Annotated in this window: 19 protein-coding genes and 3 pseudogenes; 15 read left to right on the forward strand and 7 right to left on the reverse strand. The window is 69.0% G+C overall.

The features are described from left to right. The first annotated feature begins 148 nt into the window (after positions 1-148). Positions 149-2029 (forward strand): SMP-30/gluconolactonase/LRE family protein, encoded by a 1881-nt coding sequence (locus AB0E77_RS22305; RefSeq protein WP_361573279.1) that lies wholly within the window; start codon positions 149-151, stop codon positions 2027-2029. A gap of 73 nt (positions 2030-2102) precedes the next feature. On the opposite strand, the pseudogene AB0E77_RS22310 reads toward AB0E77_RS22305, so the two are convergent. Next, positions 2103-2580, reverse strand: a pseudogene (locus AB0E77_RS22310) (DDE-type integrase/transposase/recombinase); the annotation flags it as partial. A 1304-nt stretch (positions 2581-3884) separates the two neighbouring features. On the opposite strand from AB0E77_RS22310, the gene AB0E77_RS22315 reads away from it, so the two are divergent. After that, on the forward strand, positions 3885-4472 hold the full coding sequence (locus AB0E77_RS22315; protein WP_361573281.1) for a helix-turn-helix domain-containing protein: 588 nt from the start codon (positions 3885-3887) through the stop codon (positions 4470-4472). Positions 4473-5126: 654 nt separating this feature from the next. Continuing rightward, on the forward strand, positions 5127-6470 hold the full coding sequence (locus AB0E77_RS22320; RefSeq protein ID WP_361573283.1) for a glycosyltransferase family 4 protein: 1344 nt from the start codon (positions 5127-5129) through the stop codon (positions 6468-6470). Between the two features lie 281 nt (positions 6471-6751). Here AB0E77_RS22320 and AB0E77_RS22325 read toward each other — a convergent pair whose 3' ends face one another. Beyond that, positions 6752-6907 (reverse strand): hypothetical protein, encoded by a 156-nt coding sequence (locus AB0E77_RS22325; protein ID WP_361573285.1) that lies wholly within the window; start codon positions 6905-6907, stop codon positions 6752-6754. A gap of 775 nt (positions 6908-7682) precedes the next feature. On the opposite strand from AB0E77_RS22325, the gene AB0E77_RS22330 reads away from it, so the two are divergent. The 4 genes from AB0E77_RS22330 to AB0E77_RS22345 all read left to right on the forward strand — a co-directional run bounded on the left by AB0E77_RS22330 (position 7683) and on the right by AB0E77_RS22345 (position 12080). Then, positions 7683-7814, forward strand: coding sequence for an NUDIX domain-containing protein (locus tag AB0E77_RS22330; RefSeq protein WP_361573287.1), 132 nt, complete (start codon positions 7683-7685; stop codon positions 7812-7814). 206 nt (positions 7815-8020) lie between these two features. Beyond that, a complete protein-coding gene (locus tag AB0E77_RS22335) occupies positions 8021-10012 on the forward strand; it encodes an ABC transporter ATP-binding protein (protein WP_361573289.1) in 1992 nt (663 codons plus the stop codon). 23 nt (positions 10013-10035) lie between these two features. After that, positions 10036-11397, forward strand: coding sequence for a methyltransferase, FxLD system (gene fxlM, locus AB0E77_RS22340; RefSeq protein ID WP_361573291.1), 1362 nt, complete (start codon positions 10036-10038; stop codon positions 11395-11397). Between the two features lie 380 nt (positions 11398-11777). After that, positions 11778-12080 carry a hypothetical protein gene (locus tag AB0E77_RS22345; protein ID WP_361573293.1) on the forward strand — a complete coding sequence of 101 codons (303 nt, stop codon included), beginning with the start codon at positions 11778-11780 and terminating at the stop codon, positions 12078-12080. Between the two features lie 275 nt (positions 12081-12355). Here AB0E77_RS22345 and AB0E77_RS22350 read toward each other — a convergent pair whose 3' ends face one another. Continuing rightward, on the reverse strand, positions 12356-14545 hold the full coding sequence (locus tag AB0E77_RS22350) for an LppP/LprE family lipoprotein (protein WP_361573294.1): 2190 nt from the start codon (positions 14543-14545) through the stop codon (positions 12356-12358). 192 nt (positions 14546-14737) lie between these two features. Here AB0E77_RS22350 and AB0E77_RS22355 point away from each other — a divergent pair, with 192 nt between their 5' ends. Both AB0E77_RS22355 and AB0E77_RS22360 read left to right on the forward strand, forming a co-directional pair. Beyond that, the gene (locus tag AB0E77_RS22355; protein WP_361573296.1) at positions 14738-15436 is read left to right on the forward strand and encodes a TetR/AcrR family transcriptional regulator; all 699 of its coding nucleotides are present in this window, start codon (positions 14738-14740) and stop codon (positions 15434-15436) included. A gap of 360 nt (positions 15437-15796) precedes the next feature. Next, a complete protein-coding gene (locus tag AB0E77_RS22360) occupies positions 15797-16468 on the forward strand; it encodes a hypothetical protein (RefSeq protein ID WP_361573298.1) in 672 nt (223 codons plus the stop codon). A 119-nt stretch (positions 16469-16587) separates the two neighbouring features. On the opposite strand, the gene AB0E77_RS22365 is transcribed toward AB0E77_RS22360, so the two are convergent. The 3 genes from AB0E77_RS22365 to AB0E77_RS22375 all read right to left on the reverse strand — a co-directional run bounded on the left by AB0E77_RS22365 (position 16588) and on the right by AB0E77_RS22375 (position 18000). Next, the gene (locus tag AB0E77_RS22365) at positions 16588-16776 is read right to left on the reverse strand and encodes a hypothetical protein (protein WP_361573300.1); all 189 of its coding nucleotides are present in this window, start codon (positions 16774-16776) and stop codon (positions 16588-16590) included. Positions 16777-16914: 138 nt separating this feature from the next. Continuing rightward, positions 16915-17643 carry a lytic polysaccharide monooxygenase gene (locus AB0E77_RS22370; RefSeq protein WP_361573302.1) on the reverse strand — a complete coding sequence of 243 codons (729 nt, stop codon included), beginning with the start codon at positions 17641-17643 and terminating at the stop codon, positions 16915-16917. Between the two features lie 153 nt (positions 17644-17796). Then, complete coding sequence (locus tag AB0E77_RS22375) at positions 17797-18000, reverse strand: hypothetical protein (RefSeq protein WP_361573408.1); 204 nt, start codon at positions 17998-18000, stop codon at positions 17797-17799. A 262-nt stretch (positions 18001-18262) separates the two neighbouring features. On the opposite strand from AB0E77_RS22375, the gene AB0E77_RS22380 reads away from it, so the two are divergent. From AB0E77_RS22380 to AB0E77_RS22395, 4 genes and pseudogenes are all read left to right on the forward strand, one after another. Further along, a complete protein-coding gene (locus AB0E77_RS22380; RefSeq protein WP_361573304.1) occupies positions 18263-18403 on the forward strand; it encodes a hypothetical protein in 141 nt (46 codons plus the stop codon). A gap of 373 nt (positions 18404-18776) precedes the next feature. Next, a complete protein-coding gene (locus AB0E77_RS22385) occupies positions 18777-19073 on the forward strand; it encodes a hypothetical protein (RefSeq protein WP_361573306.1) in 297 nt (98 codons plus the stop codon). A 331-nt stretch (positions 19074-19404) separates the two neighbouring features. Then, entirely contained in the window at positions 19405-19635 is a 231-nt protein-coding gene (locus AB0E77_RS22390; protein ID WP_361573308.1) for an ATP-binding protein, read from the forward strand. Positions 19636-19778: 143 nt separating this feature from the next. Further along, positions 19779-20244: pseudogene (locus AB0E77_RS22395) on the forward strand (carbonic anhydrase); the annotation flags it as partial. A gap of 204 nt (positions 20245-20448) precedes the next feature. Here the strand turns inward: AB0E77_RS22395 and AB0E77_RS22400 are convergent. Then, positions 20449-21426, reverse strand: coding sequence for an L-threonylcarbamoyladenylate synthase (locus AB0E77_RS22400; RefSeq protein ID WP_361573310.1), 978 nt, complete (start codon positions 21424-21426; stop codon positions 20449-20451). A gap of 356 nt (positions 21427-21782) precedes the next feature. On the opposite strand from AB0E77_RS22400, the pseudogene AB0E77_RS22405 reads away from it, so the two are divergent. Continuing rightward, positions 21783-22726, forward strand: a pseudogene (locus AB0E77_RS22405) (aldo/keto reductase). A 22-nt stretch (positions 22727-22748) separates the two neighbouring features. Continuing rightward, the gene (locus tag AB0E77_RS22410) at positions 22749-23102 is read left to right on the forward strand and encodes a MerR family transcriptional regulator (protein WP_361573312.1); all 354 of its coding nucleotides are present in this window, start codon (positions 22749-22751) and stop codon (positions 23100-23102) included. Positions 23103-23112: the final 10 nt, after the last annotated feature.

Here is a 23112-nt window from a genome sequence, read left to right on the forward strand (position 1 = left end):
AGGGGGATGTGCCGGCCGGCCTTCCTCGGCATCCCCTTTTCCCATGGAGCGGAAGTGCCGCCACGAGCCGCTCCCAGCAAGTGCGGTGGGGCTGTGCGAGACCTTCCACTGCCACTTGCGTCGCGCACGCGAGACAGGAGATCTAAGGGTGACTCAGAGTGTGGACTTTACCGGTGTGAATATGCTGTTGACACTTCCGTCCTCGCCGGACGGCCAGGCGTCCGTGGCCGTGGAAGGCGTGATCACCACGGTTTCCGTCATCGAGTCACAGGACGGCGGCAGGGGCGGCGGGGCCCCTGTGGACGCCAGATTCAGAGATCCGAAGGGCGTGGTAGTGGCCGGTGACGGCGCTCTGTTCATCTCCGAACACGGCGGCCACCGAGTATGGAAGGTGACTCCGGACGGCAAGATGTCCCCGGTGGCCGGAGACGGGACGAAAGGTCACGGAGGTGACGGCGGGCTCGCGAGGGCTGCCCAGCTCGACAGTCCTGGGCCGCTCGCGCTTGACGCCGAGGGCAACCTGTACATCGGCGAGGACTCCCGGGTACGGAAGGTCACACCAGAGGGCAAGATCACCACGGCGGTCGACGACCTGGCCTGGCCGAGAGGGTTGGCGCTCGACTCTCAGCGGAATCTGTACATCTCCGAAAGCAGTCGGCATCGGGTGCGGAAGGTGAACCTGGAGACCGACGAGACCACCACGGTGGCCGGCACGGACAGCAGGGAGGGCTTCAGCGGTGACAACGAGCCTGCAGACGCCGCCCGCCTCTACTACCCCGCCGGGCTGTGCGTGGACGACAACGACAACCTGTACATCGCTGATCACTACAACGGCCGCGTACGGAAGGTGGACCGGAAAGGCATCATCACGACGTTTGCCGGCGGCGGGTCGAACGACCCAGGCGACGGCAAACCGGCCACCGGGGCCGGACTGCGCGCTCCCGAAGGGCTCGGGCGGGACATCGACGGGAACCTGTACATCGCCGATGCGGGCGGCCACCGGGTACGGAAGGTGGACCGGGACGGGATCATCACAACGGTGGCGGGCACGGGGGAGGCCGCGTCCGGCGGCGACGGTGAGCAGGCCACGAAGGCTGGGCTGAAATTCCCCTACGGGCTGGCGCTTGACCAGCAGGGCACCCTGTACATCGCCGACACCTACAACGATCGAGTGCGGAGGGTCGCGGGTCCCCAGGAGCGGAGCCTGATGATCCGCCAGGTCAAGGTCCCGCAGGCCGGTCTCGGTGAGAGTGCCGAGCTCACCGTGGAGATCACCGCCTGCCGCGCCGGACAGACCGTCGACGCCGGGCCCGTCGTGCAGACATTCACCGCGCCCACAGGCTTCGCCTTCGCCGAATGGCCCGCCTACTCCTACAACGGCAACGACGCGCAGAGAGGGAGCCTGAGCAGCCGGTTCGAACGCGACCGCAGCGTCATGGTCGTCACCAGCAACCTGCACCTCAACACCTGCACCGAGGACAAGGGACCACTGATCTACACCATCCCGGTCAAAGCAGTCACCGCGGTACCTCCCGACACCTACCACGACGGAAAGTTGGTCGTGGGCCGCCACCCGGGCATCCGGCTGAGCGGCACCATCATCGAGGGGTCCCAGTTCTCCGTGACGCCAGGAGGGGCGCCGAAGAAACTGGTGCGGGCCAGCAACGAGTGCGAGTACCCGGGGGTGGAAGTCCGCCAAGGAGGACCAGTTCCTGCGCAGACCATCACCGCGACTCTGCCCCCAGGAGCCGGCTTGGCCTTCAAACCCGAACACGGAGTCAGGCATCAGATGAGCGTGGGTTCGCGTGGCGGGGATAGAACACAGAACTTCGACGCGGAACTGTCCGACGACGGACAGACCCTGACCTGCCAGAACGTGGACCTCGACTTCTTGCAGAAGCATCCGAACTCCAGGGTGTGGGTAGCCGTGACGGCCACCGTCACCGCGGCGACCGGAACTACTCATCTGACCTTCCGGGTGGGCGCCATCGAATCGGCCTCCACCACCATCGAGGTCGTAGAAGAGTGACTCTTTCGGCTGCGCCTGGCACGGAGGTGACCGGCCAAGGTGCGCTCACTCGCGGTGGGAAGTCCGGGCGGATGTGAAGGAAATCTGCCAGGGCGTCGGTGCGTTCGGCGTTGCTGGAGTAGGGGCGCATGTATGCCCACTCGTCGAGCAGGGTCCTATTCAGCCTCTCCGCCTTGCCGTTCGTCTGCGGTCGGTACGACCGGTGCGTTTGTGGACGATGCCGGCCGCGCTCATGGTTTGTCCGAACAGCCGGGATCGGTAGCAAGAGCCGTTGTCGGTCAACGCGCGTTCGACGGTGATGCCGTGAGCGGTGAGCAAGGCGTGCGCGCACTGCCAGAAGGCGGTCTCTGTGCGCTCGTTCGTCAGGACCTCGCTGTGGGCGAGCCGGGAGTGGTCGTCGACGGCGGGATGGACGAAGCTGTAGCCGATGACGGGGCTGTCGCCCTGGCGCGCGGCGTAGCGGCCTACCGGTTGGCGAGGGCTTGTTTCCTGGGCATGATGCGGTGACCGCCGCCGTCGGGGATGTCGCCGAGCTTCTTGATACGGTCAACCGCGCGCGTTGGGGTGAGACGCGGGTACCTCGTCAGTCCATGACCGGTCGCCTGGGTGGGACCGGTCGTGTCGTGGAGGAGGAACTGTCCGCCCGCCTGCTCCGCGAGGCCGGCACCGAACAGGGCGCCGGGTGTGTAGGCGCCCGGCCGGCCCTCGCCGCGGGCGAGCTTGCCGGCCACGGTGGCTGCTACCGAGGCGGTGTAGGCCATGCCGTCGTCGGCACGCAGCCAGCCCTCCCGGCGGGTGCCGTCAGCCCAGGTGACCACCGCGTGCCCCCACGAGTGACGGCGAGGGGCCGGGGATTCCTTCATCTTGGCCGTGGCCATCTGGCCGAGGGCGAAGCGGCGCAGCGGCGCGATGGACAACAGCTTTCCGACGAGTGGGGCCACGGCCCGCACGGCGCGCGAGGTGGGAGCCATCGCCGTGGTCACCGTGACGGACGGCGCATTGCTGGCCCGGTGGGCGGCGAGGAGCTCGGCGGTGGGAGCGCCCGCGGACTTCGCCTGTTCCCCGTCGGGCAGGGTGAGGCTTTGGAGATCGGCGCCGAGGCGTGAGGTGACCATGCGTCCGTCGGTGTAACGACGTCCACCGGTGGCAAACATGTCGATCATGGAAGCGGCGAAGGCGACGCCGACGACTCCGGCGCTGAGGGACACCGAGGCCAGAGCGTCTACGCGCACGGCGGCGGGGGCCGGGCGGTCCTCGCACAGCTTGATCACGACGGCTTCGGTGGCCAGCACGCCGAAGCCCGATCCGGTCACCAGCGTGCTGCCCGCCTGTTCGGCCTCCTGACCCAGGTCGAGCAGGCGGGGGACGGCGGTCAGATCTGCGGCCAGGTCAAGGTAGTGCCCACCGGGCATGCACGCCCGGGCGATGACCGGGGCTGTCTCTGCGTAGTTCCCGATGCCGTTGAAGACCACGGCAGGTCGCTGCCGGGTGACCTCGGCCGCGATGTTGTCGATGCCGTTCGCGATGACGACTCGGCTCCCGAGGTCCGCAGCGGTCTTGCGCAGCCGGTCGCCGTCGCTTTCGCGTCCGACCAGTACCGGCTTGAGTCCGTGGGCGGCAAGGTTCGCGGTGACGGCGCTTCCGGTGCGGCCTCCTGCGCCGAGGATCCAGATCTCTTCGGGTCGTGCGCTTTGGGTGGTGTCGGTCATGAGCCTGCTCCTGTCGCGCCATGAATGCGGGCGGTCGTCCGCCTCGCCGAAGACAGGGGTCGTCCCCCTCACTGTGATGTCTCACTGTGTCATCACAGACTCTAGCACTGATGACACAGTGAGACATCACTTGCTATCGTCCGACTATGGCCAGATGGGATCCCGGAACCGCGGAGCGCCTCACACAAGCGGCGCTCGAGCTCTACACGGAGCATGGATACGACAACGTGACAGTGACGCAGATCGCCGAGCGGGCCGGCATCACCCGCCGCTCGTACTTCCGCTACTTCCCCGACAAGCGCGAGGTCCTGTTCGCCGGCTCGGAGCGGCTGCCCGCCGCAGTGCGCGCGGCAGTCCTGGACGCCCACCCGGCTGCTTCTCCTCTGTCGGCAGCCCTCGAGGCTCTCACTCACGTCGGCGCCGCCCTCGCCGAGCACGTCGACCGCACCGCCGAACGCCGCGCTGTGATCGCCTCCAGCCCGGAGCTTCAGGAGCGGGAGCGCACCAAGCTCGCTGCGGTCACGAGCGCGATCCAGGACGCACTCCTGCAACGGGGCGTCGACGACGACAGCGCGAAACTGGCGGCGCAGGTCGCCACCGTCGCATCCCAGAACGCCCTCGACCGCTGGGCTGAGGGATACGGCGAGAAGGACTTCGCGACCTGCCTCCACGCAGTCGTCGTGTCGCTCCGGGACGTGCTCACCGAAGGCATCGACAGCAGCCGCTTCGAGTGAGAACTCCGCCACCCGCTGTCTGCCATCGGACCCGCACGCCTGCCGTCAACGACGCTCGTGGTCAATACACCCGAGCACGGGGCGTGCACCGGCGCTCGCTGCACGACAGCGTGCGCCCCGGCAGTGCACGCCGCTACCGACCGGCGTCTTGGTGAAATCTCGTGCGAACGGGTGTGCGCATGATCTGTTCGCGGGACGTCTTGTCCAGGCCTGTGGTGTGGGTGCGAGAGGCCGATGAGAGACGGGTCGCTTCGGCCCGGTGCTGCGGCGATGCCGTGCGCTTCTTGCCGGTCGTCTTTTGATCTTCATTTGGGAGACGGTGTGAGCGACGGCAGGAATGCCGGTTTGCAGGCTCTGACGGCGTCCGTGGGCCGTCGCGCCACGATGCTCTACAGCAGGGACATCAGGACGCCGGCAGCACCCTGGCCGCCACCGGACACACCGCCGCCACTGTCGCGCACCGCTGCTGCGCCCACTGAGCACGCTGTGCCTCAAGCCCGGGATCGCCCAGGCGGACCGGGACCGCTGCGCGCGTCATCAGTTTCCCCTCTACTGGTGAGCGATGCGCTGCAGACGAACCGGGGGGCGGCGCCGCGTTCGTCGCGGGCAGCGGTGGGAGCGCCGGCCGGGCGGTGGTTGTCGATCGTGGCGCGCGTGTACGGGTATCCGCCGGATCACAACGCCGGTTCGGAGTGGATGCTGCACTCGATGCTGCGCCCGCTGGCCGAGCGCGGTCACCGGGTGGAGGTGTGGCTGTCCCACCCGGGCCGGAGCGAGCGGCCCTATGAGATCGACGGTGTGCACGTGGTGCCGTTCCAGGCCGGTATCGACTTCGTGGCCCGCGCCCGGCGGGCGGATGTGCTGGTGTCCCACTACGAGAACGTGCCCCTGGTCGCGGGCCTGGCCCGCGAGGCCGGCATTCCGCTGGTGGTGATCTGCCACGACAACTTCGACACCAGCTTCCACAACGCGGCCGGCGCCGACCTGGTGGTCTACAACAGCCAGTGGATCCGCCGGGACGGGGAGATCTTCTACGCCCGCTATCCGCCCGAGTTCCTGCCCCGGCGGAGCATCGTGGTGCGCCCGCCGGTGATCGCGGAGGAGTACCGCACCCAGCCGGGCGAGTGCGCAACGCTGGTCAATCTGAACGCCGACAAGGGCGGGGAGCTGTTCTGGCAGATCGCCGCCTGGAGCCCGCAGTGGCGGTTCCGTGGCGTGCGCGGCGCCTACGGCCAGCAGGTGATGCCGCCGCCGAGACTGCCGAACTGCGAGGTGGTCGACTCGGTACCCGGGCACCGGATGCGTGAGCACGTCTACAGCCACGCGCGGGTGGTGCTCATGCCGAGCCTGTACGAGTCGTGGGGGCGGGTGGCGGTGGAGGCGTTCGCCTCCGGGATCCCGGTGATCGCCCACCCCACCCCCGGCCTCGTGGAAGCCCTCGGTGGGGCCGGTATCTTCGCCTACCGCGACGATCCCACCGCGTGGATCGACGCCCTGGACTCCTTGCGCGACCCGGACACCTGGGCACGCGCCTCCCGCCGGGCACGGGCCCGCTCCGACGAACTCAGCGCCGCCTCGGACCTGGAGCTTTGGTGTGAGGCTGTCGCATCACTGGGTCAGTCCCTCCCCGGCGGCACTTCGCGCAGGCACACCGTCGTCCCGGCCGGCTGCGCCAGCAGGGACACGGACGGGACGGCTTCCGAGGGTGAAGACGCGCTCCGTGAGGGCCCACCCGTTCCCGGCCGGCCCCGGCTTTCCACCCCGCGGTGGATGAGGCGGATGCTCGAGGACCGCCGCGGTCCACTGCGCGCCGTCGGCGACGACAAAGGACGGTCCGGCTCGGCAGTGCCGGATGAAACGCGCGCAACCGCCGGGCCGGACCGCAATGAGAAGCGTGCCAGCGAGCCGGGACACGCCGCCGTCGGCACTCGAGGTGCTGCTGCTGGTCCCCGGCACACCGCGACGGAGGATACCGATCGTATGAGGCAGGGACGCTAGACCATCATTACTCCACGCCGGGCTATCACCGCCTTCAGCGGTTCGACGTCACGGGCAAGATCCAGGACATTCGGGTTCCTGACGGGGTGACTTCTCTCGATGTCCGTGCATGAGGCAGCGCAGGCGGCGGGTCCACAGGTGCTGGCGGCGGTTTCTCCTCGGGGACCGTGACTGTCTCCTGGCCCTGATGGAGCAGGGTCTGGACCAGCAGGCACGCGGCATGATCGACACCATCCAGCCCACGAGCCCTGGGAGATGGCAGTGGCCACCCTCCTGCGCGCCTACTGCCGCCCGTCGCGGCGCCGCTTGCGCGAGCCGACGTCGAACAGGCCCAGCACGCAGCGGTCTCGCTCCTGGCCGGTGCCGAACCCTCCATCGCCGTGTTCCAGACCCGGACGGGCCTGGCCGCCGTGGAAGTCGACGTCAACGGTCCACACGTGGGCTCGCCTCCTCAGCCCTCGCCGACGTGGCCCGCCTGACGCCTATGCCGCGCGGGAAGTGCTGGACCACCCAACCACCCTGGCACTGCTCAGTGTCGAGCGGGTATCCGCCGCTCGGAACGGTGATCGCTGACGCACGTCTGGACGCCGGGACCCCTGCCTGCCGATCACGAGCGGTCCCTGACCGAAACCGTCGCCCTCGGCGAATCCGAGCTGAGGCGACTTCTCCGAGACGCCCAGGCGGCACCAGGCAAGCCCCCGATGGGGGTACCGCAACCCACATGAGTGATCGAACGCAGCATCACAGTCCGTCCCGCCCGACCACAGAAGGAGAGAGCCCGGTATTCGGACTCGAATTCTAGATTTCGCCCGCCTCCACCCGTTACGGCGACGACCGACCCGCCGTTATCCGATCACCTGTCCGCATTTCAGTCCGAGGAGCCCCGTGAATCCCGTACGCCGCCCTGCGCTTGTTCATCCCGCGTTCGAAAACACCACCCCTTCCTCGGATACCCCCCTGCGCTCCGCCGCCCACCGCAACGCCCCGTCCGTCCGTGGGTCACAATCGGATACGAGGTACCTGGCATGACCCACGCCAGCGCCCACGGTCTGGACCGGCACACCGCCGGGCACCTGCCGCAGGAGGTCGTCCGTGAGCGGGGAGCCTCACTGCTGATCGCCAACGTCGCCCGGTCCTGCTCCCGTCCAACGGTGCCGCGCTGTGCGTGCACCGCAAGACGGACGCCACCCTCGCACCGGGGCAGCTCACCTCGTGGGCGGCCACCTGCAGGCCGGTGAACCACTCGACCACGCCGCTCGGCGCGAAGCACAGACGGAGGCGGGGGTTTTCACCAGCGCGGAGCAGCAGGAGTTGCACAGCTTCACTCACCCCCGACGCCGATGACGAGCTCGATCGGATCACCGCCGTGTTCGTGGCCCAGTCGTGGACGGGTATGCCGTACAACGCCGATCCGGACAAGCACGAAGGGCGCTTCCGGGTGCCCATAGAAAGGCCCTCTCGGACTACTACCCCTATGCCGCCACGATCTTCCACACACTCATCCTCGGCCCGCCCTACCGGGCCACCAACTGGCCCGCAGGAGGCGCCCGATGAAGAGGTTCTTCGGCCCGGTCACGATGGCCGACCCACAGGTCTCCGACGCCGAGCACGAGCTGTTCGGGGGGCCTCTGCGCTACGACATGGGCTGGTCCCAGCACGAGCACGCGACGTTGGACCTGACCATGATGTCGGCGCTGCGCTCCATGCCCGGCCTCGTCGGTGCGACACTGCGCATGGCGTGGCAGGCCGACCGGCGTGCCCTGCTGTCGGTCGGGGTGAGCGAGATCGGCCAGGGCATTGCCGCAGCCGCCGGGTTGCTGGCGGTCAACGCGGTCATGCACGCCCTGCTCGCCGGCAGTGGCAGCGCTGCCGAGCGGCTGCACGCCCTGTTACCCGGCCTGCTGGCCGCAGCGGTCATCGGCGTCGTCAATTCTGCTCTGTCGGCCTGGTCCACCTCCCGCGCCGGGCGGCTGGAGCCCAAGGTGGAGCGGATCGCCACCACCCAGTACCTGGCCGCCGCAGCCCGCGTAGAGCTGGAGGCCATCGACGATCCCGACTTCCGGCGGCTCGTGGACATCGCCCAGCACGGCCCTGGCTCCGCCCGCCGCATGATCAGCTCCTGCGTCGCCGCACTGAACGGCCTCATCTCCCTGATCACCACCGCCGGCGTCCTCGCCGTACTGCACCCCGCGCTGCTGCCCATGCTGATCCTCATCGCCGCCCCGCGCGGCTGGGGCGCCATGCGGGTCGCGCAGGAGCGGTACGTGTCGGTGATGAGCTGGATCGAGCACGTGCGGGCCAGCCGCCTGATCGGCAACCTGCTCACCGAGCGCACCGCCGCCCAGGAGGTCCGACTCCATGCCGTAGGCCCCTTCCTGCTCAGCCGCTACGAACGCATGGCCGAGAGTGCCGAAACCGAGCAGGAACGCCTCGCCTCCAGCAAGGCCCTGACCGAGTGGGTCGCCTCCGCCCTGTCGGGACTGGCGATGGCCGCGACCTACGGGACCATGTTCTGGCTGATCATGGCAGGGCACATGAGCCTCGCCGTCGCAGGGACCGCCGTCATCGCCGTACGCACCGGCTCGGCGAGCCTGGGCGCCCTGGTCATGAACATCAACCAGCTCCACGAGGAGAGCCTCTACGTCCGCGACCACGGCCGCTTCCTCACCGAGGCCGCCCAGCGGACACTGCCCACCGGCGGGGCTCCCGTACCGGAACGCGTCAAGGAGATCGTTCTCGACCAGGTCACCTACCGCTACCCCGACCGGGACACGGCCGCCCTGGACGGGGTGTCCCTGACCCTGCCGATGGGGTCGGTGACCGCGGTGGTGGGCGAGAACGGCTCCGGCAAAAGCACCCTGATGAAGATCCTCTCCGGGATGCTGCTGCCCGCCTCCGGCACGCTGCGCTGGGGCGAGGCCGACCTCGTCGACCTCGACCGCGCCCAGGTCTTCGAGCGCGTCTCCCTGCTCACCCAGGACTTCCAGCGCTGGCCCGTCACCGCCGCCATGAACATCCGCCTCGGCCGCCCCGACCACCCCGCAACAGACGACCACCTGAAACCCTCGGTCGACTACGCCGTCGCCGGCCCCGTCATCGCCAAACTCCCCGACGGACTGCGCAGCCTGCTGGCCCGCATGTTCCGCGGCGCCACCGAACTGTCGGGCGGCGAATGGCAGAAAATCGGCCTGGCCCGCACACACTGGCGTAGCTCAACATCACAGGCAGACGGCGTCCTCATCGTCGACGAGCCGACCTCAGCCCTCGACCCCGAAGCCGAGATCGAAGCCTTCGACCGCATCCGCCGCCTCGCCGCCCCGAACCGGGCCGTCGTCCTGGTCACCCACCGCATGTCCGGCGTCCGCAAGGCGGACCACATCTACGTACTCAACAACGGGCACCTCACCGAACACGGCACCCACGACGAACTCATCGCCGCCCGCGGCCGGTACGCCGCCATGTTCGACGCCCAAGCCGCCCAGTACGCCCCGACGACGGCCATCCCCCGCCCCACCGCGCCCACCGTCCCGGACCAGGTATGACCGACTCGCCCGAAGGGCCTACCGTGACCACGCCCCTTACCACCACGGACCTCGACGCAGCCGCTTCCCTGCGCCGCCAACTGGCCGACCACCTGGCCACCGCCGGACACCTCCGCACCCCCGCAGTCGACCACGCCCTGCGCACCGTACCCCGCCACGCCTTTGCCCCCGAGGTGTCTCTCGAAGCCGCGTACGCCAACGACATCGTCGCCACCCGCCATGCGCCCGACGGCCAAGTGATCAGCTCCATCTCCGCCCCATGGCTGCAGGCCGACATGCTCGAAGCCGCCCGCATCCAGCCCGGCCACCACGTGCTGGAGATCGGCTCCGGCGGCTACAACGCCGCCCTGATCGCCGAACTCGTCGGCCCAACCGGTCACGTCACCACCCTCGACATCGACCCTGCCGTCACCGAGCGGGCCACCCGCTTCCTCACCGAGAGCGGGTACGACGGCGTCCGCGTCGTCACCGCAGACGCCGAGCACGTGCCCACACGACTGATCCCGGACGGCGGATTCGACGCCATCGTGGTCACCGTCGACACCTGGGACCTGCCATGGATCGACGCCCTGGCCGAGAGCGGCCGTCTCGTCGCGCCCCTGCGTCTGCACGGTTACCACTGGGCCATCGGCTTCACCAAGGTCAAGGGAGCACTGCACAGCGACGAGCCGCTCATCGTCTGCGGCTTCGTCGCCATGCAGGGTGACGGCGCCTGGAACACGAACCGCCGCACCGTCCCCGGCACCGGCGTGCACCTGTTCTGGGAAGACGGCACCCCGCTGCCTGTCGACCAGCTCGCCCCCGCACTCACCCGCGAGCCGACTGTCACCCGCACCAACATCACCGTCGGCGGCCAGGAACCGTTCGACGCCCTCATGCTCTACCTCGCCGGCGCCCTGCCCGGCTTCTGCCGCCTGGAAGTCGCCCCCGACGTCAACAACGGAGTCCTGAACCCGCCACCCAAGCACTGGCCCGGCGCCGCCATCGTCCGCGGTGCGTCCCTCGCCCGGCTGGCCCATGAGCGCATCGGCGACGGGGAGGACGGCAAGGGCCAATATGAGTTCGTCGTCCATGGCTACGGCGCCCAGGGGCACCTCGCCGCGCAGGAGATGGCCGAGCAGGTCGAGCACTGGCAACGCAACCACAGGGGCGTCCGCTGCCCCCTCATCACCGTCCGCCCGGCAGCAGACCGTGCCTCGGCGGACACGGACCACGAACCACACGTGTTCACCAAGAAGCACACCCAGATCACCGTGAACTGGCCAGATCGTGCCCCGCAGCACCGGGAGCCCCAGCACCAGATGAACGGCGGTGCCCTCTGCACACCTTTCGCCGGCACGCTGCACACCCGCCCGTCCAACGTCTCGGAAGGCAGAGCTACATGACCTCTCCCCTCTCCCCTCCGGATGCGTCTCACCGCATGCCGCTGTGCCCGCAGCGCAGTACGCCGCGTCGTCTCGGCATGCGGCGTGGTTCGGTGCCATCGCGGTCGTCACAGACGAGGTCGGCCGGCTGCTGGCTGGCGCACCCCACCCACCGCAAGGACGACTCGTGGCCACTGCCACAGGCGTCGTCGAAGCCGGCGAACACCCGCACGCCATCTGCCGGCGCGGGCAACCTTCACCGTCGACCAGGTGGATGCGATCCGCGCATCATGTGAGCAACTGTCCGGGTATGCCGGTCCAAGCTGGCCCTCATGCCCGGCACACCGAGCCGCACACACCGTCCTCTGTCCACTGCGTGCGGCCGTGAGGACACTCGCCTTGTGGTGATCCGCGGCAACTCGGCCTCAGGCAAGTCAAGCGTGGCCCAAGGCCTGCGAGATCACTACGTCAGCGGTATCGCTATCCTGGGCCAGGACGTGATCCGCCGGAACGTGCTCAGGGAACACGACACCGCACGCGGCGCCGACATCGCCCTGCTGGGAAGGATCGCGCGCGAAGCACTGAACGCCGGCTTCCACGTGGTGCCCGCAGGGCTCCTGTACGCCGATCGCTACAGCCACATGATCACGTCTCTGGCACGGGACCATCGCACGAGGCCTTCCTCGACCTCTCCGTCTACCTGACCGTCCACCGCCACGTCCGACGCCTTTGTTAGGCCTCTTACCGCCGCGTGCGCAGGACACTGAGAGCTTGGCGCGGTGTTCGCGTCTGGCCCTCCGGTGGCATCTGTACCTTCGCTGAACGAGAACACGTCAGCGTTACCCGCCCTTTCCCAGACACGTGGGTAGCCGTCGCGGACCGGAGCCCCGGACCCCGCACTGAGCACGTGCGGGTTGGGCCGCCGGTGTCCATGCGTGCGCCATACGTGCCTGGGTGGCGAGTCTACGGGGCCGATCAGCTACATGGGCTCGTCCGCTGGTTCGAGATGGGGCAGGGCGGGGCTGCTGTCGATTGCGGTGCCGTTCCATCGAACCTGATGGGTTTCGGTTCCTCCCGATGGACAGCAGGTCGGATCCGTGTCCTTGAAGATCGGGCGCTGCAGTGTCACTTCAGTACCGTTCTGGGCTGTGATGCGGAGCTGGCCGGCGAAGGCGTTGCCCACGTACCGGTTGCCGTAGAAGAAGAACACGCCGGTGCAGTTGCCATTCGCGCTGCCGGCGCAGGAGGCCTCGACGGCTCGGAGCGGGCCGGGCATGGCGGCCAACTCCTTGGCGGTGATCATCGCGGTGTAGCTCTGCTGCTCGATGTGTCGCAGAGCTGCGGCAGCGTCGATGGTGGTGGAGGGAGTCGGTGTCGATTCGGGGCACCCGACAAAGTCGACCAGTTCGGATGGAGGCTTCATGTCTCGGAGCTCTCGGCAGTCACTGAGCCAGTGTGGATCGTTCGGGTCGTTCAGAACGGGTACCAAGTGGGTTGCCAGTTCCAGTTTTCCTGCGGTGCGTGTGAAGACGCTCATGGTGACGGTATCTGATGCGGGAGTGTCGGACCAGACAACCGCCGACCACCCCGGCCAGCACTCGTGTGCTCCCAGGTACACGTCAGCGGGGGTCCGGAGCGATGCCCCCACGGCGGCCTTCAACGAGGCTGTGGTGGGGCAGGGGTTCGCCGCTTTCGATGTCGACGGCTCAGGTTGGGGTTTGGCGGCCGCCAGTTCACTGGGACTTGCCTCCCAGATCGTTGTCGGTTTGGCGAGGGGGAAAGCAATTTCGGCCGACCGGCCTTCGCCCAGCGGACCGGGGACCACGCCCACGCCGACCATGCCCTCGGGGAAGAACTTGACTTGCGCTGTCTGCTTGACAACCTCGATCTCGGTCTCGAGTGCCATTGAGGTGCCGACGTGCACCTCGGTGAGGAACAGGTCGATGACAGGGCTGGCTTCCAGCGTAAGCCGCCAGCCGAGCGTCGCCTTCGCTTTGAGATCACCCGCCTCGATCAAGTCGACTGAGGGTTTCGGTGGCCACCCGGTCGCCGTAACCGAGTTCTTCTTGACGCCCACTTGTGCCGTGACTCGGTAGTCAATCGGGTTGCTGTATTCGAGCTTCGCGGGGGCGCCGCCCTTCAGCTCACCGCCCAGACGCCATGACAGCTCCGGCACCACCTTGAACGGTCCCACCCTCAGGAGTTGTGCAGTGACGTACGGCGCACGCATTCGTCCGAGCTCGAGGTCGTAGCTGCAGTATGTTCCCGGCGTAGCGCCGAGTGTGAGCTTGGTCGTCTCCTTCACGTGCAGCTTCAGGCTGCTTTGGGTCCAACCGATTTCGGTGCCGTCCAAACTGACGACGATGCCGTTGTTCTCGGCCTTCATCAGCGGGAGCGTGCCACCACACTTGAGGCCTTCGAGCTTGCCTTTGCCCGCGATGGTGTCCAGTTTGATGGTGCCTTCTGATTGGCTCTCGGGTTCCGGGTCGGCCGGGGCCTGTGCCGGTAGCGTGTAGGCAGCAGGTGAGAGTTGGCCGGCCTGACGTTTGTCCGGTTGGCCGAAGCGGAGCACCGCCTTGGGCATGGCTTCGCGCAGTGAGGCGTCCTCGGTCTGCACGACGAGCTGGTTGCCCTGCTCTCTCACGCCAAGGACCTTGCGTACCAGGCCATCAGGGGTGAGTGGCGTTTCTGCGGCGACGACGAAGTCGCCGCTCTCGAGAGACCGGGCGTCTTGAGACGTGCGGGCGAACAGCAGCCGGGACGTGGTCGGTTGTTCCAGCAGTCCGGTGGACTCAGGATTCAGGATCGTTGTTCTGTCGGAGACAGCGACGCGGTAGTCGACTGTCACACGAGAAGCCTCACCTTCGTCGATTTCGACGCTGAGGACATCGTCTGCGGTGTAGTAGGTGGCTTGTGCGGCCTTGACGGGTACTGGTGCCAGGTGCAGGCGCCCGGCGGGTACTTCCACCGTGCTGGATGCCTTCACGGACCGCTTGAATCCGCCGGGCCCGGTGACGGCAACCACCGGTTGGGCGTTGCCCGGTAGTCCGGCGATCGTGATGGTGAGGCGGGCGGCAGAACCTTGGGTCCTCCACCACGAGATCCCGGCGACGGTCAGGACGGCCAGGACCACGATTGCGCTGAGCCAGGCCCGTCTGTGCTGCATCATGCGCCATCCCTTCACAGCGCCAGGGTGTTGACGTTACACCCATCAATTGAGTGAAGACTATTAACCACATAGCATGGGATCACGGCAACTCGGCTTTCCAGCAGACCTGTTGACGATCTGCCGAGTTGTCACTCTCGACGCCCCAGAGAGGTGAGGATGCCGTCGTCCACCACGGGAGATGCCGGTCGGTCCGTGTCACGTCGCGAGCGCCTACGCGCCGAGTTGGAGCGCGACGCGCTCACAGTGGCGCGCCAGCTCATCGCAGCCCAGGGCGTCGAGGCCCTCAGTCTGTCAGCCGTGGCTCGCGAGCTGGGGGTCACTCCCCCGGCGCTGTATCGCTACTTCGAGGGAAAACCAGGCCTCACGCTGAGGGTCTACGAGGCCGTCACCCGTGACTTCGTGACGATCGTCGCCCAGGCGGTGGGCGCGGTCGACCCGGAGGATCTCGGTGGCCAGCTCTACACAGCCACCAGGGCAGTGCTGGACTGGTCGGTCACAAACCCAGGTGAGTTCGATCTCCTCATGGGCGCGGGCTACGCGCGACTGGTCGCCTCCGGGCGGCCGGTCGACCAGGTACTGATCCAAGAGCTCGGTGGCCTGTTCGGCAGGACATTTGCACAGCTGTGGCGTCGGGGCATCCTGACATACCCCTCGGAGCAGGAGACGGATCCGCGCCTGTGGCCGCAGGTAGCGGCGTACGGACGGCTGATGGGGCACGATTACCCACCAGGTGTCGCCATGGTGATGATCACTTGCTGGCGCCAGATCTACGGACTGCTCTGCATGGCCGTCTATGGGCATCTGGCCTCGTCGTTTGATGATCACTTGCCATTGTTCGAGAGCATGATGGACGACCTTCTTGCCCTCTGCGGCGTCCCGCGGAAGCGGTGACGGGCACCGAGGAGCGTCTCTCTTCGGCCCGCCCCCGGTCTCGCAGCGTCAGTCGCATCAGAAGGCCGGCTGACACTCGTTGTGGGACCGGCTCAGCGCGTGTCGGTGACCGCGGACGAACTGATCGCCGGGGCGTCGGCTGCCGTGGCGAAGTAGCTGACGTCGACAGTGTGCGTCACGCTCCCGGCCCGGGCGGCACCCCGCCTCCGAGCGACCTTCGTGCTCCACCACCCCGACGAAGCAGCCCGGCACCTCCTCCCCACCCGGCACGGCATCCGCCCCGCCCCGCTGAGGGTGGGGCGCGCTGAGGTGCGGGCAGCGGCTCGACCGGGCCCCGCAGGCACGCCCTAACCTGACGCCATGCCCTCCCCTGTGCACGCACTGGCGCACTGCTCCCTGACTCCTGCCGCCGTGGCGGAGTTCCTCGCCCTGCCGCAACAGCCCGCGGTTGCAGATGACTTCGACGCGGTCGATGCCGCTCTGCGCGCCCACGGCTGGAGTTGGGAGCACGAATGCCTGCCGGACTCCTACCGCACGGGCTTCGGGCATCCGTTGTGCACCGAGGGCGATGCCCCGTTCGGGGATCTGACGGCGCGGAGTTTCCTGGCGTTCGGCGAGCTCTATCCAGTCGACCCTGAAGACGAGGACCTCGACAACATGCCCTGGCTGGGCGACCTCGTGGACGACTGGGGCCGCGCCCCGGGCTGGACCGTCCGGCGCCCGTCCACGGTGGAGGCGTGCATCGGGGTGCTCGACCGGGCCGCGGACGCCGTCGCCGCCCATCTCGGCGCCCCACCGGAGCGGACGGTCGCCAGCGACGCGGCCGTGGTGACGGGCCCGCCCATGCCCCACCGGATCTGGCGCACCGCCACGCACGCAGTGATCGTGGGGCCCCATGCGGACAACGGCCCATACGGCTACCTCACCCATCTGCAACTGGCCGCCTCTCCCCTCGGGCTGGCCCCCGAGTTGCCGCCCGCGGACGACCCAGCGGGGCTGGACCGCTGGATCGAGGCGCACGTCGACTGGTGACGTGCCGTCGGCGGGGACGGACTCCCACGGGCCGGCAAGGGCCTTGGCCGCCACCCCGGCCGGGGGCCCACCGGCGGCCGGAGTGGCAGCCGGTGAGTGACCCGTGGGACGGGGCGCGCTCACCGGCTGGCGCCCGGTGCGGCGGGTTCAGCCGACCTGGAGCCACAGCCGGAGAGCGGAGCAGACGTTCCGGTCGTCGTCCGCGTAGACAGGTTGGCCGCCTGCGCGGCGGAGGGGGTGGCCAGCGTGCCGGCACCGCCCAGCAGGGCGACGACGGTGCAGGCGAGCATTCTGTTCCGGACTCTCATGGCGAAGGCTCCTGGTGGAAGTGGAGGAGACGCAGCCGGTGGCGGAGGTGCGGTGTGGGCACCGAGGTGTGCGCCGGGGCCGGCGCGCACCCGGGGTGGGTGCGCGCCGGCCCGGTCGTGCCGGGCTGCACAGGGGCGCTAGCAGGCGCCGAGGTCTTCCCAGACGCCCCACTGGCCGGTGGTTCCGGGCTCCTCGCCCGTCACCCACCACTTGGCGCGCCAGTTGCGGCCGTTGTGCGAGACGGTCTCGCCGCCGTTGTAGACGGTGCCGGAGGCCCAGGGCACCGCCGTGCAGTCGCCGGGCTCGCCGCCGTCGTCTCCGCCGCCGGTGCCGCCGCCGTCTCCGGCGCCCCCGCCGATGTTGACGTCGATGCAGGCGTAGAAGGCGTTGGCGGTGTCCGCGATGTTCCAGACGGCGAGCACCTTCTGGCGGCCGGTGAAGCTGCCGAAGTTCACCTGGTGGCTGACCTCCGCAGGGGGCAGGGCGCCCCGGCCGGGGAACTCGGCGATCTTCTGGTTGCCGATGAAGTACTGCCAGTTGGAGGTGGCGTGCCGTGCCTCGATGCGCCAGGTGAAGGTCTGGTTGGTGGCGACCGGCGATACCCTCCAGGGCTTGCTGTCGTCATCGAGGTCGGCCCACCGGGCGTCGCCGCCGCTGCAGTTGCGGAGCCCCTTGGGCCCCTCGACGCTCGCCGGCTCCCACTTGATCTGGCCGCAGTTGACCACGCGCGAGGCGCACTGGTCCTGCCGGCTGTTCGGCGAGACCACCCAGCCGTGGGCGTTCGCCGTACTCGCCGGGAGGCTGACGGCGACCAGCGGGGCGATCAGAGCCCCGACCGCGACGGCCACCCTTCTTTTCATGTGCATGACATCTCCATCCCTTCGGTCACGTCGAACCAGCCCGCCCCGGACCGCGACTTCGCCGATCAGGCCACCACGCAGGTCTAGACCTAACGTGCGCAGGTCTAGACCTTAGCGCCACTCCAAGTGCCGTCAAGAGGGCCCCGCAAGCCAAGTCGACTACCGACAAGGTTGGCTCACCGGGGAATGTTGTCGTGGTCCGTAGCCGCGGTCGGCCAGCAGTGCGTCGGGGCGTCGGCGGGGTCTGCCGCCCCGGCCCGCGACGGCGGGAATCTTGTCGGGCAGCAGCTCGAGTCGGGTGACGTCGTTGCGGTTTGCACCGGTCCGCGACACCGCCAGCGTGAGGCCCTGTCCGTCGACGATGAGGTGGTGCTTGCTGCCCCGCCGTGCGCGGTCGACCGGCCTGGGCCCGGCTTTTGGGCCCGCCGGGCGGCCCCGGCAGGGGCGAGGTGTCGGGCACCGCCCGTTCCCAGCCCAGCTGGTTCTTCGAACGCAGCTCGTTCAGCAGGAGCTTGTGCATCCGGTCCCAGACGCCGGCCTCGTTCCCGGCCGCCAGGCGCCGCCAGCAGGTCATGCCCGAGCCGAAGCCGAGCTCCTGGGGCAAGGACTCCCACTGGATGCCGGTGTGCAGGACGAAGAGGGTGCCGCACAGGCCTGCCGGTCCGGCACCCGCGGTCTGCCCTCGGTCTCCATCGGACCCGGCTTCGGCAGCAACGGCTCGATCGGCGACCGCAGTTCATCCGACACGATCCACGACCGCGACTGACCATTTCCCATGCGCATACCTACGAGCACACCAGCACCGACCTCCAGCAGGCCTGGTCGGACAAGACAGGGGCCACCTGGACAGCCATCGCCGGCACCTGGACTGACAAGGGTTGCACCCTTCCCCAGGTGCACCGGTTCGTCATCACCCACGGCGGTGGCCCAGACCGCGACCAAGGGTGCGAAGACGAACCCAGCCGACGCCACCCGCGTCGATGACCAAGAACGCGGACAAGCTGCCATTGTTCTGATTCGCCTACTTCACTCTCCCCGTCATCTGTCATGGCTGCTTGCCCTGATCAGCGACTGGTGGAACGGTCTCCAGGTGCCGAGAAGTCGGAAGGCAGCCCCGCCACCATCGGAAGGATGAGCCCATGGCCAAGGACCGTCCCTGGAATCGTCAACCCGAGCCGCACCCAGCTCCCGAGCCCACAGCCGGGCCGCCGAACCAGTTCATCCGAGAGCCGATGCCGGAGTTGCACCACCCCGGGATCGCCGGCCTCCAGATCCACGACATGACCGACGCTGAGATCCGTGCCTACTGCCTGGCCTGGACGCGGTTGTGCCTCGCCCGCTACGACAGCACCCTCCACCAGTCCGACGACCTCGAACTGGCCACCCGGTACGCCCAGATCGCCCAGGCCTTCAGGCCCGACAGCTCCGGAGACTGAGCGGCGGACGGCGGCGGCGCCCGCAGCCGCACCTGTCGCCAGGGCGGCCGACGGCCGTTCGCCCCGGGCTCGACGCATTGCTCAAAACTCTCAGGAAGCTCCCAGAATCTCTCCGGAGGTGATCAGGACGGGCTGACAGCGTCGGTGCCTGTTCCGATCCGCACCGACCTGGCGTGGAGCCTTCGCTGTGGCCACATTCCTTTCCCGGCTGGGCCGGCTCTCCTTCCGGAGGCGCTGGCCGGTCGCGGATGGCGTCCCGCTGTGTGGTGTAGGGGATCTCCGCGGTTGAGTGCGCGGGTTCTGCTCCCTCGGGGGCACCGGAGACGATGCGGTGGTCCTCACCTTCGGCTCGCTGCTCGCCGCAGGGCTTCCACTGCTCACGGCCATCCTCGGTGTGGGCATCGGAGGCCTGGCAATCAAGGTGCTCGCCGAGCCGCTCGGCCTCGCCATCGCCCACGCCCTCGTCACGGCTCACGGAGGGCGCATCGCCCTCGACACCGCACCCGGGCAGGGCTGCACGTTCCGCATCACGCCGCCTGTGGCCGGCCACTTGCTCCAGTGAGCCGCGACGTGCAACTGCCGGGACCCGTCACTCATGACGACGTCGAGGGCCGCGAGGCAGTCGTTGCGCGGGCCTACTCGCCGGAGCTCGGCCCAGGCCGCCAGCGGCGCTTCTGCTCCTCGTCCCCCAGACGGCGACGGTCTTCCCGGCTGGCCGCCGAGATCATCTTCGGGGACTTGCTTCTGGTGCGCACCGCAGGGCATGTCGCCGGTGCAGAAGTCCTTCCTTGGCTCCATCGAGTACGGCGTGAGCATGCTGGACGCCCCGCTCGTCGTCGTGCTCGGCCATGACTCCTGCGGGGCCATCGCGGCCGCCCGTGCCACACCCGACGGCGGCCAGGTACCCGGCGGCTTCCTCCGAGACGTCGTCGAACGGGAGACCCCGATCCTGCTGGCAGCCCGCACCGCGGGACACGACCAGGCCGACGAGACCCTGGCCGAGCACATCGAGAACACCGTGGACCTGCTGCTGGAACGCTCCCGCGCCCTGGCCGAGCGGGTGGCGGCCGGGCGCCTCGGTGTGGTGGGGCTGTCCTACCGGCTGGCCGGCGGCAGTGCACAGCCCGTCGCCTCCCGCGGCCTCGACGCAACGGTCCCTACCGCGTCATGACCGCACCGGGGTGGCCGGCCCGGCGTGATGTGCCCCGGTCGGAGGTGACCCGTATTCACGGCGGGGAACCCACCGGGTTCACGGCTCGATCACGTCGGAAAGGGCACCGCCCGACGGCTCACGGAGCCGACCACGCGGGCAGTCCCCGTGCCGACCTGGCGCGAGGGCCTGCGAAGTGTGCCGGGACCGGGGGAACGGCTCCGGTCACACGGTGGTCCGGGGCCCCGCGGCGCGACGGAGCCGGTTGGCGATCGCCAGTCCCAGCCCCTCCTGCGCCGGCAGTGACACGACGATGAGGTCGCACTCCCGCTGGTCGAGTTCGCGCAGGAACCCGTACAGCCCGCGCGCGTAGGCGGCCGTCGAACCGGGAACCTGCACCACCGCGTGCACCTTCACCTCGGCGCCGGCGAAGGCTGCCGGAAGGAAGACACCGACCCGGTGCCCTGACTCCTGCGCCGCCTCCGCCTCGGCGACGACCCTCTCCGGCTCGACCAGAACGACCCGAGCACGCGGCGCGTAGTGGGACGGATGCTGGCCCGGCACCCGGACGTGGCTGGTCGCAGGGACCGCGAGCGGGCATCCCAGCACTGCTTCGAGGTCCTCGCGCGTCACCCCGCCGGGACGCAGAATGGTCGGGAGCTCGCCGGTGACGTCGACGATGGTCGACTCGACACCGACCTGGCAGGGGCCGCCGTCCAGCACGAAGTCGACGGCGTCGCCGAGCTCCGCGCGGACGTCGTCCGCGGTCGTGGGGCTCACCGAGCCGAACCGATTGGCGGAAGGGGCCGTGACGCCGCCACCGAAGGCCGACAGCAGCGCGAGGGCCACAGGATGGCCGGGCACACGCACCGCCACCGTCTCCAGGCCGCCCGTCGCCTCGAGGGGCACCCGGTGCCCGCGCCGCAGGACCAGCGTGAGCGGCCCCGGCCAGAAGCGTTCGGCCAGCAGACGGGCCGTCGCGGGTACCTCCTGGACCCAGTCGTCCAAGTGCTCCGCCCCGCTGATGTGAACGATCAGAGGATGCGAGGGCGGGCGTCCCTTGACCTGGAAGATGCGCGAGACAGCGGCGGCGTCCTCTGCGTCGGCACCCAGACCGTAGACGGTCTCGGTCGGGAGGGCCACCAGGCCCCCGGCGCGCAGCACACCGGCTGCCTTCTCGATGTCAGTAGTTCCTGCCGTCACACCTCGCAATCCTAAATGCGTCAAGGACCAGGTCTCGGCTGGCTCTTTCGTGGGGGACTTCGGTCCGGCATGGACGAAGGGGTCCGGCGAGGTGCCGCGGAGATCTGCGCGTGGACGGACGACACAAGGTGTCGCCTCAGGCGGACATGCAGCGGGCCACCGCCGCCAGAGAGCTGCGCGGCGGTCAGCACCCCTGGTGATGAACCGTACGGCGGGCCGCTCGCCCGGGATCGCCCTCCCCGGGCTTCGCGACACGCGCCCGCCGCACCAGACCACCGCCGCCGGTGGCCGGAGCTCGAATCGTCTCTCCGAGCACACTTGACCTGGAGCGCGCTCCAGATCCGAGGATCGGAGGCATGGACATCACCACCACTGAACCCCAGATCGTCCTCGGGACGATGGACTTCGGCACTCGCGTCGGGCCGGACGCATCCTTCGCGATCCTCGATTCCTTCGTCGGCGGAGGCGGTGTCTGGCTCGACACCGCGAACTGCTACTCCTTCTGGGTCGATCCGAGTGGCGTCGGCGGGGCCAGCGAGCGCGTCATCGGCGCGTGGCTTCGCTCCCGCCCCGGCGCGCGCGACGCAGTGCGGATCGCGACGAAGTCCGGCAGAACCCGCTCGTTCCGCACTCCTGGCCCCGGAGCGCCGAAGGGCTTTCCGCCCACGCCGTACGAATCGGTGTCGAGGGGAGCCTGGGGCGTCTCGGCGTCGACCACGTCGATCTCCTCTGGGCTCACGCCGAGGACCGCGCTGTGCCGCTGGAGGAGACCGTCGGTGCCTTCGGCGAGTTGGTCACGAAGGGCACAGCTCTGCGCGTCGGCGCGGCGAATCATGCTGCCTGGCGCGTCGAGCGCGCCCGGTCGCTCGCCCGGGAACAGGGCGTGGAACCCTGGACGGCCCTGCAGTTGCGCCACTCACTTGTCCAACCGCGCCCGCTCACCCCGCTCGCGGAGGGCGGCCATCGCCTGCTCACCGACGAGGACATGGACTTCGCGCAGTCGGAAGGGCTCACCATGTGGTCGTACAGCTCGCTGATGTGGGGTTCCTACGTGCGCGCGGACAAGCCGCTTCCACGGACTTGTGATCATCCTGGTACCACCCGTGTGCTTTCCGTTCTGGACGAGGTGGCCGGCGAGCTGGCGGCCACGAGGAACCAGGTCGTCCTCGCATGGCTGATGCGCCGGGGGATCGACCCGATCGTCGGCGTGAGCCGGGTGGAGCAGATCGAGGAGGCACTCGCCGCACGCCGTGTGCGGCTGAGCGACGAGCACCTGGCGCGCTTCGCCGGAGCGCGGTAGCAACGGCCGGACAAGGAGCCTTGTGACCACTCCCCTTCTCACCCCGGCAGCAGCGGCCGGCCGCACCGGTGTCTCCCTGGACACACTGCGCTACTACGAGCGCGAAGGGCTGATCGGACCGATCCGGCGCTCCCCCGGTGGGCGCAGGCAGTACACCGAGGACGACCTCTTCTGGATCGGCCTGGTCACGTGCTTTCGCGATGCCGGCCTGGGCATCGCGGACCTGCGGGAATTCGTCGCCATCCTGCGCGCCGAGCATTCCGCAGAGGAACGGGTCACCTTCCTCCGCGAGCGCCGTGCCACCCTGGAGCAGCGTGTGGCGGCGCTGCGCCGGGCCCTGAGGGTCCTTGACGACAAGATCGCCTACTACAGCTGAGTGCTGTCGG

The sequence above is a fragment of the Streptomyces sp. NPDC032940 genome, assembly GCF_040636935.1.
In the GTDB taxonomy this organism is placed as follows: Bacteria; Actinomycetota; Actinomycetes; order Streptomycetales; family Streptomycetaceae; genus Streptomyces.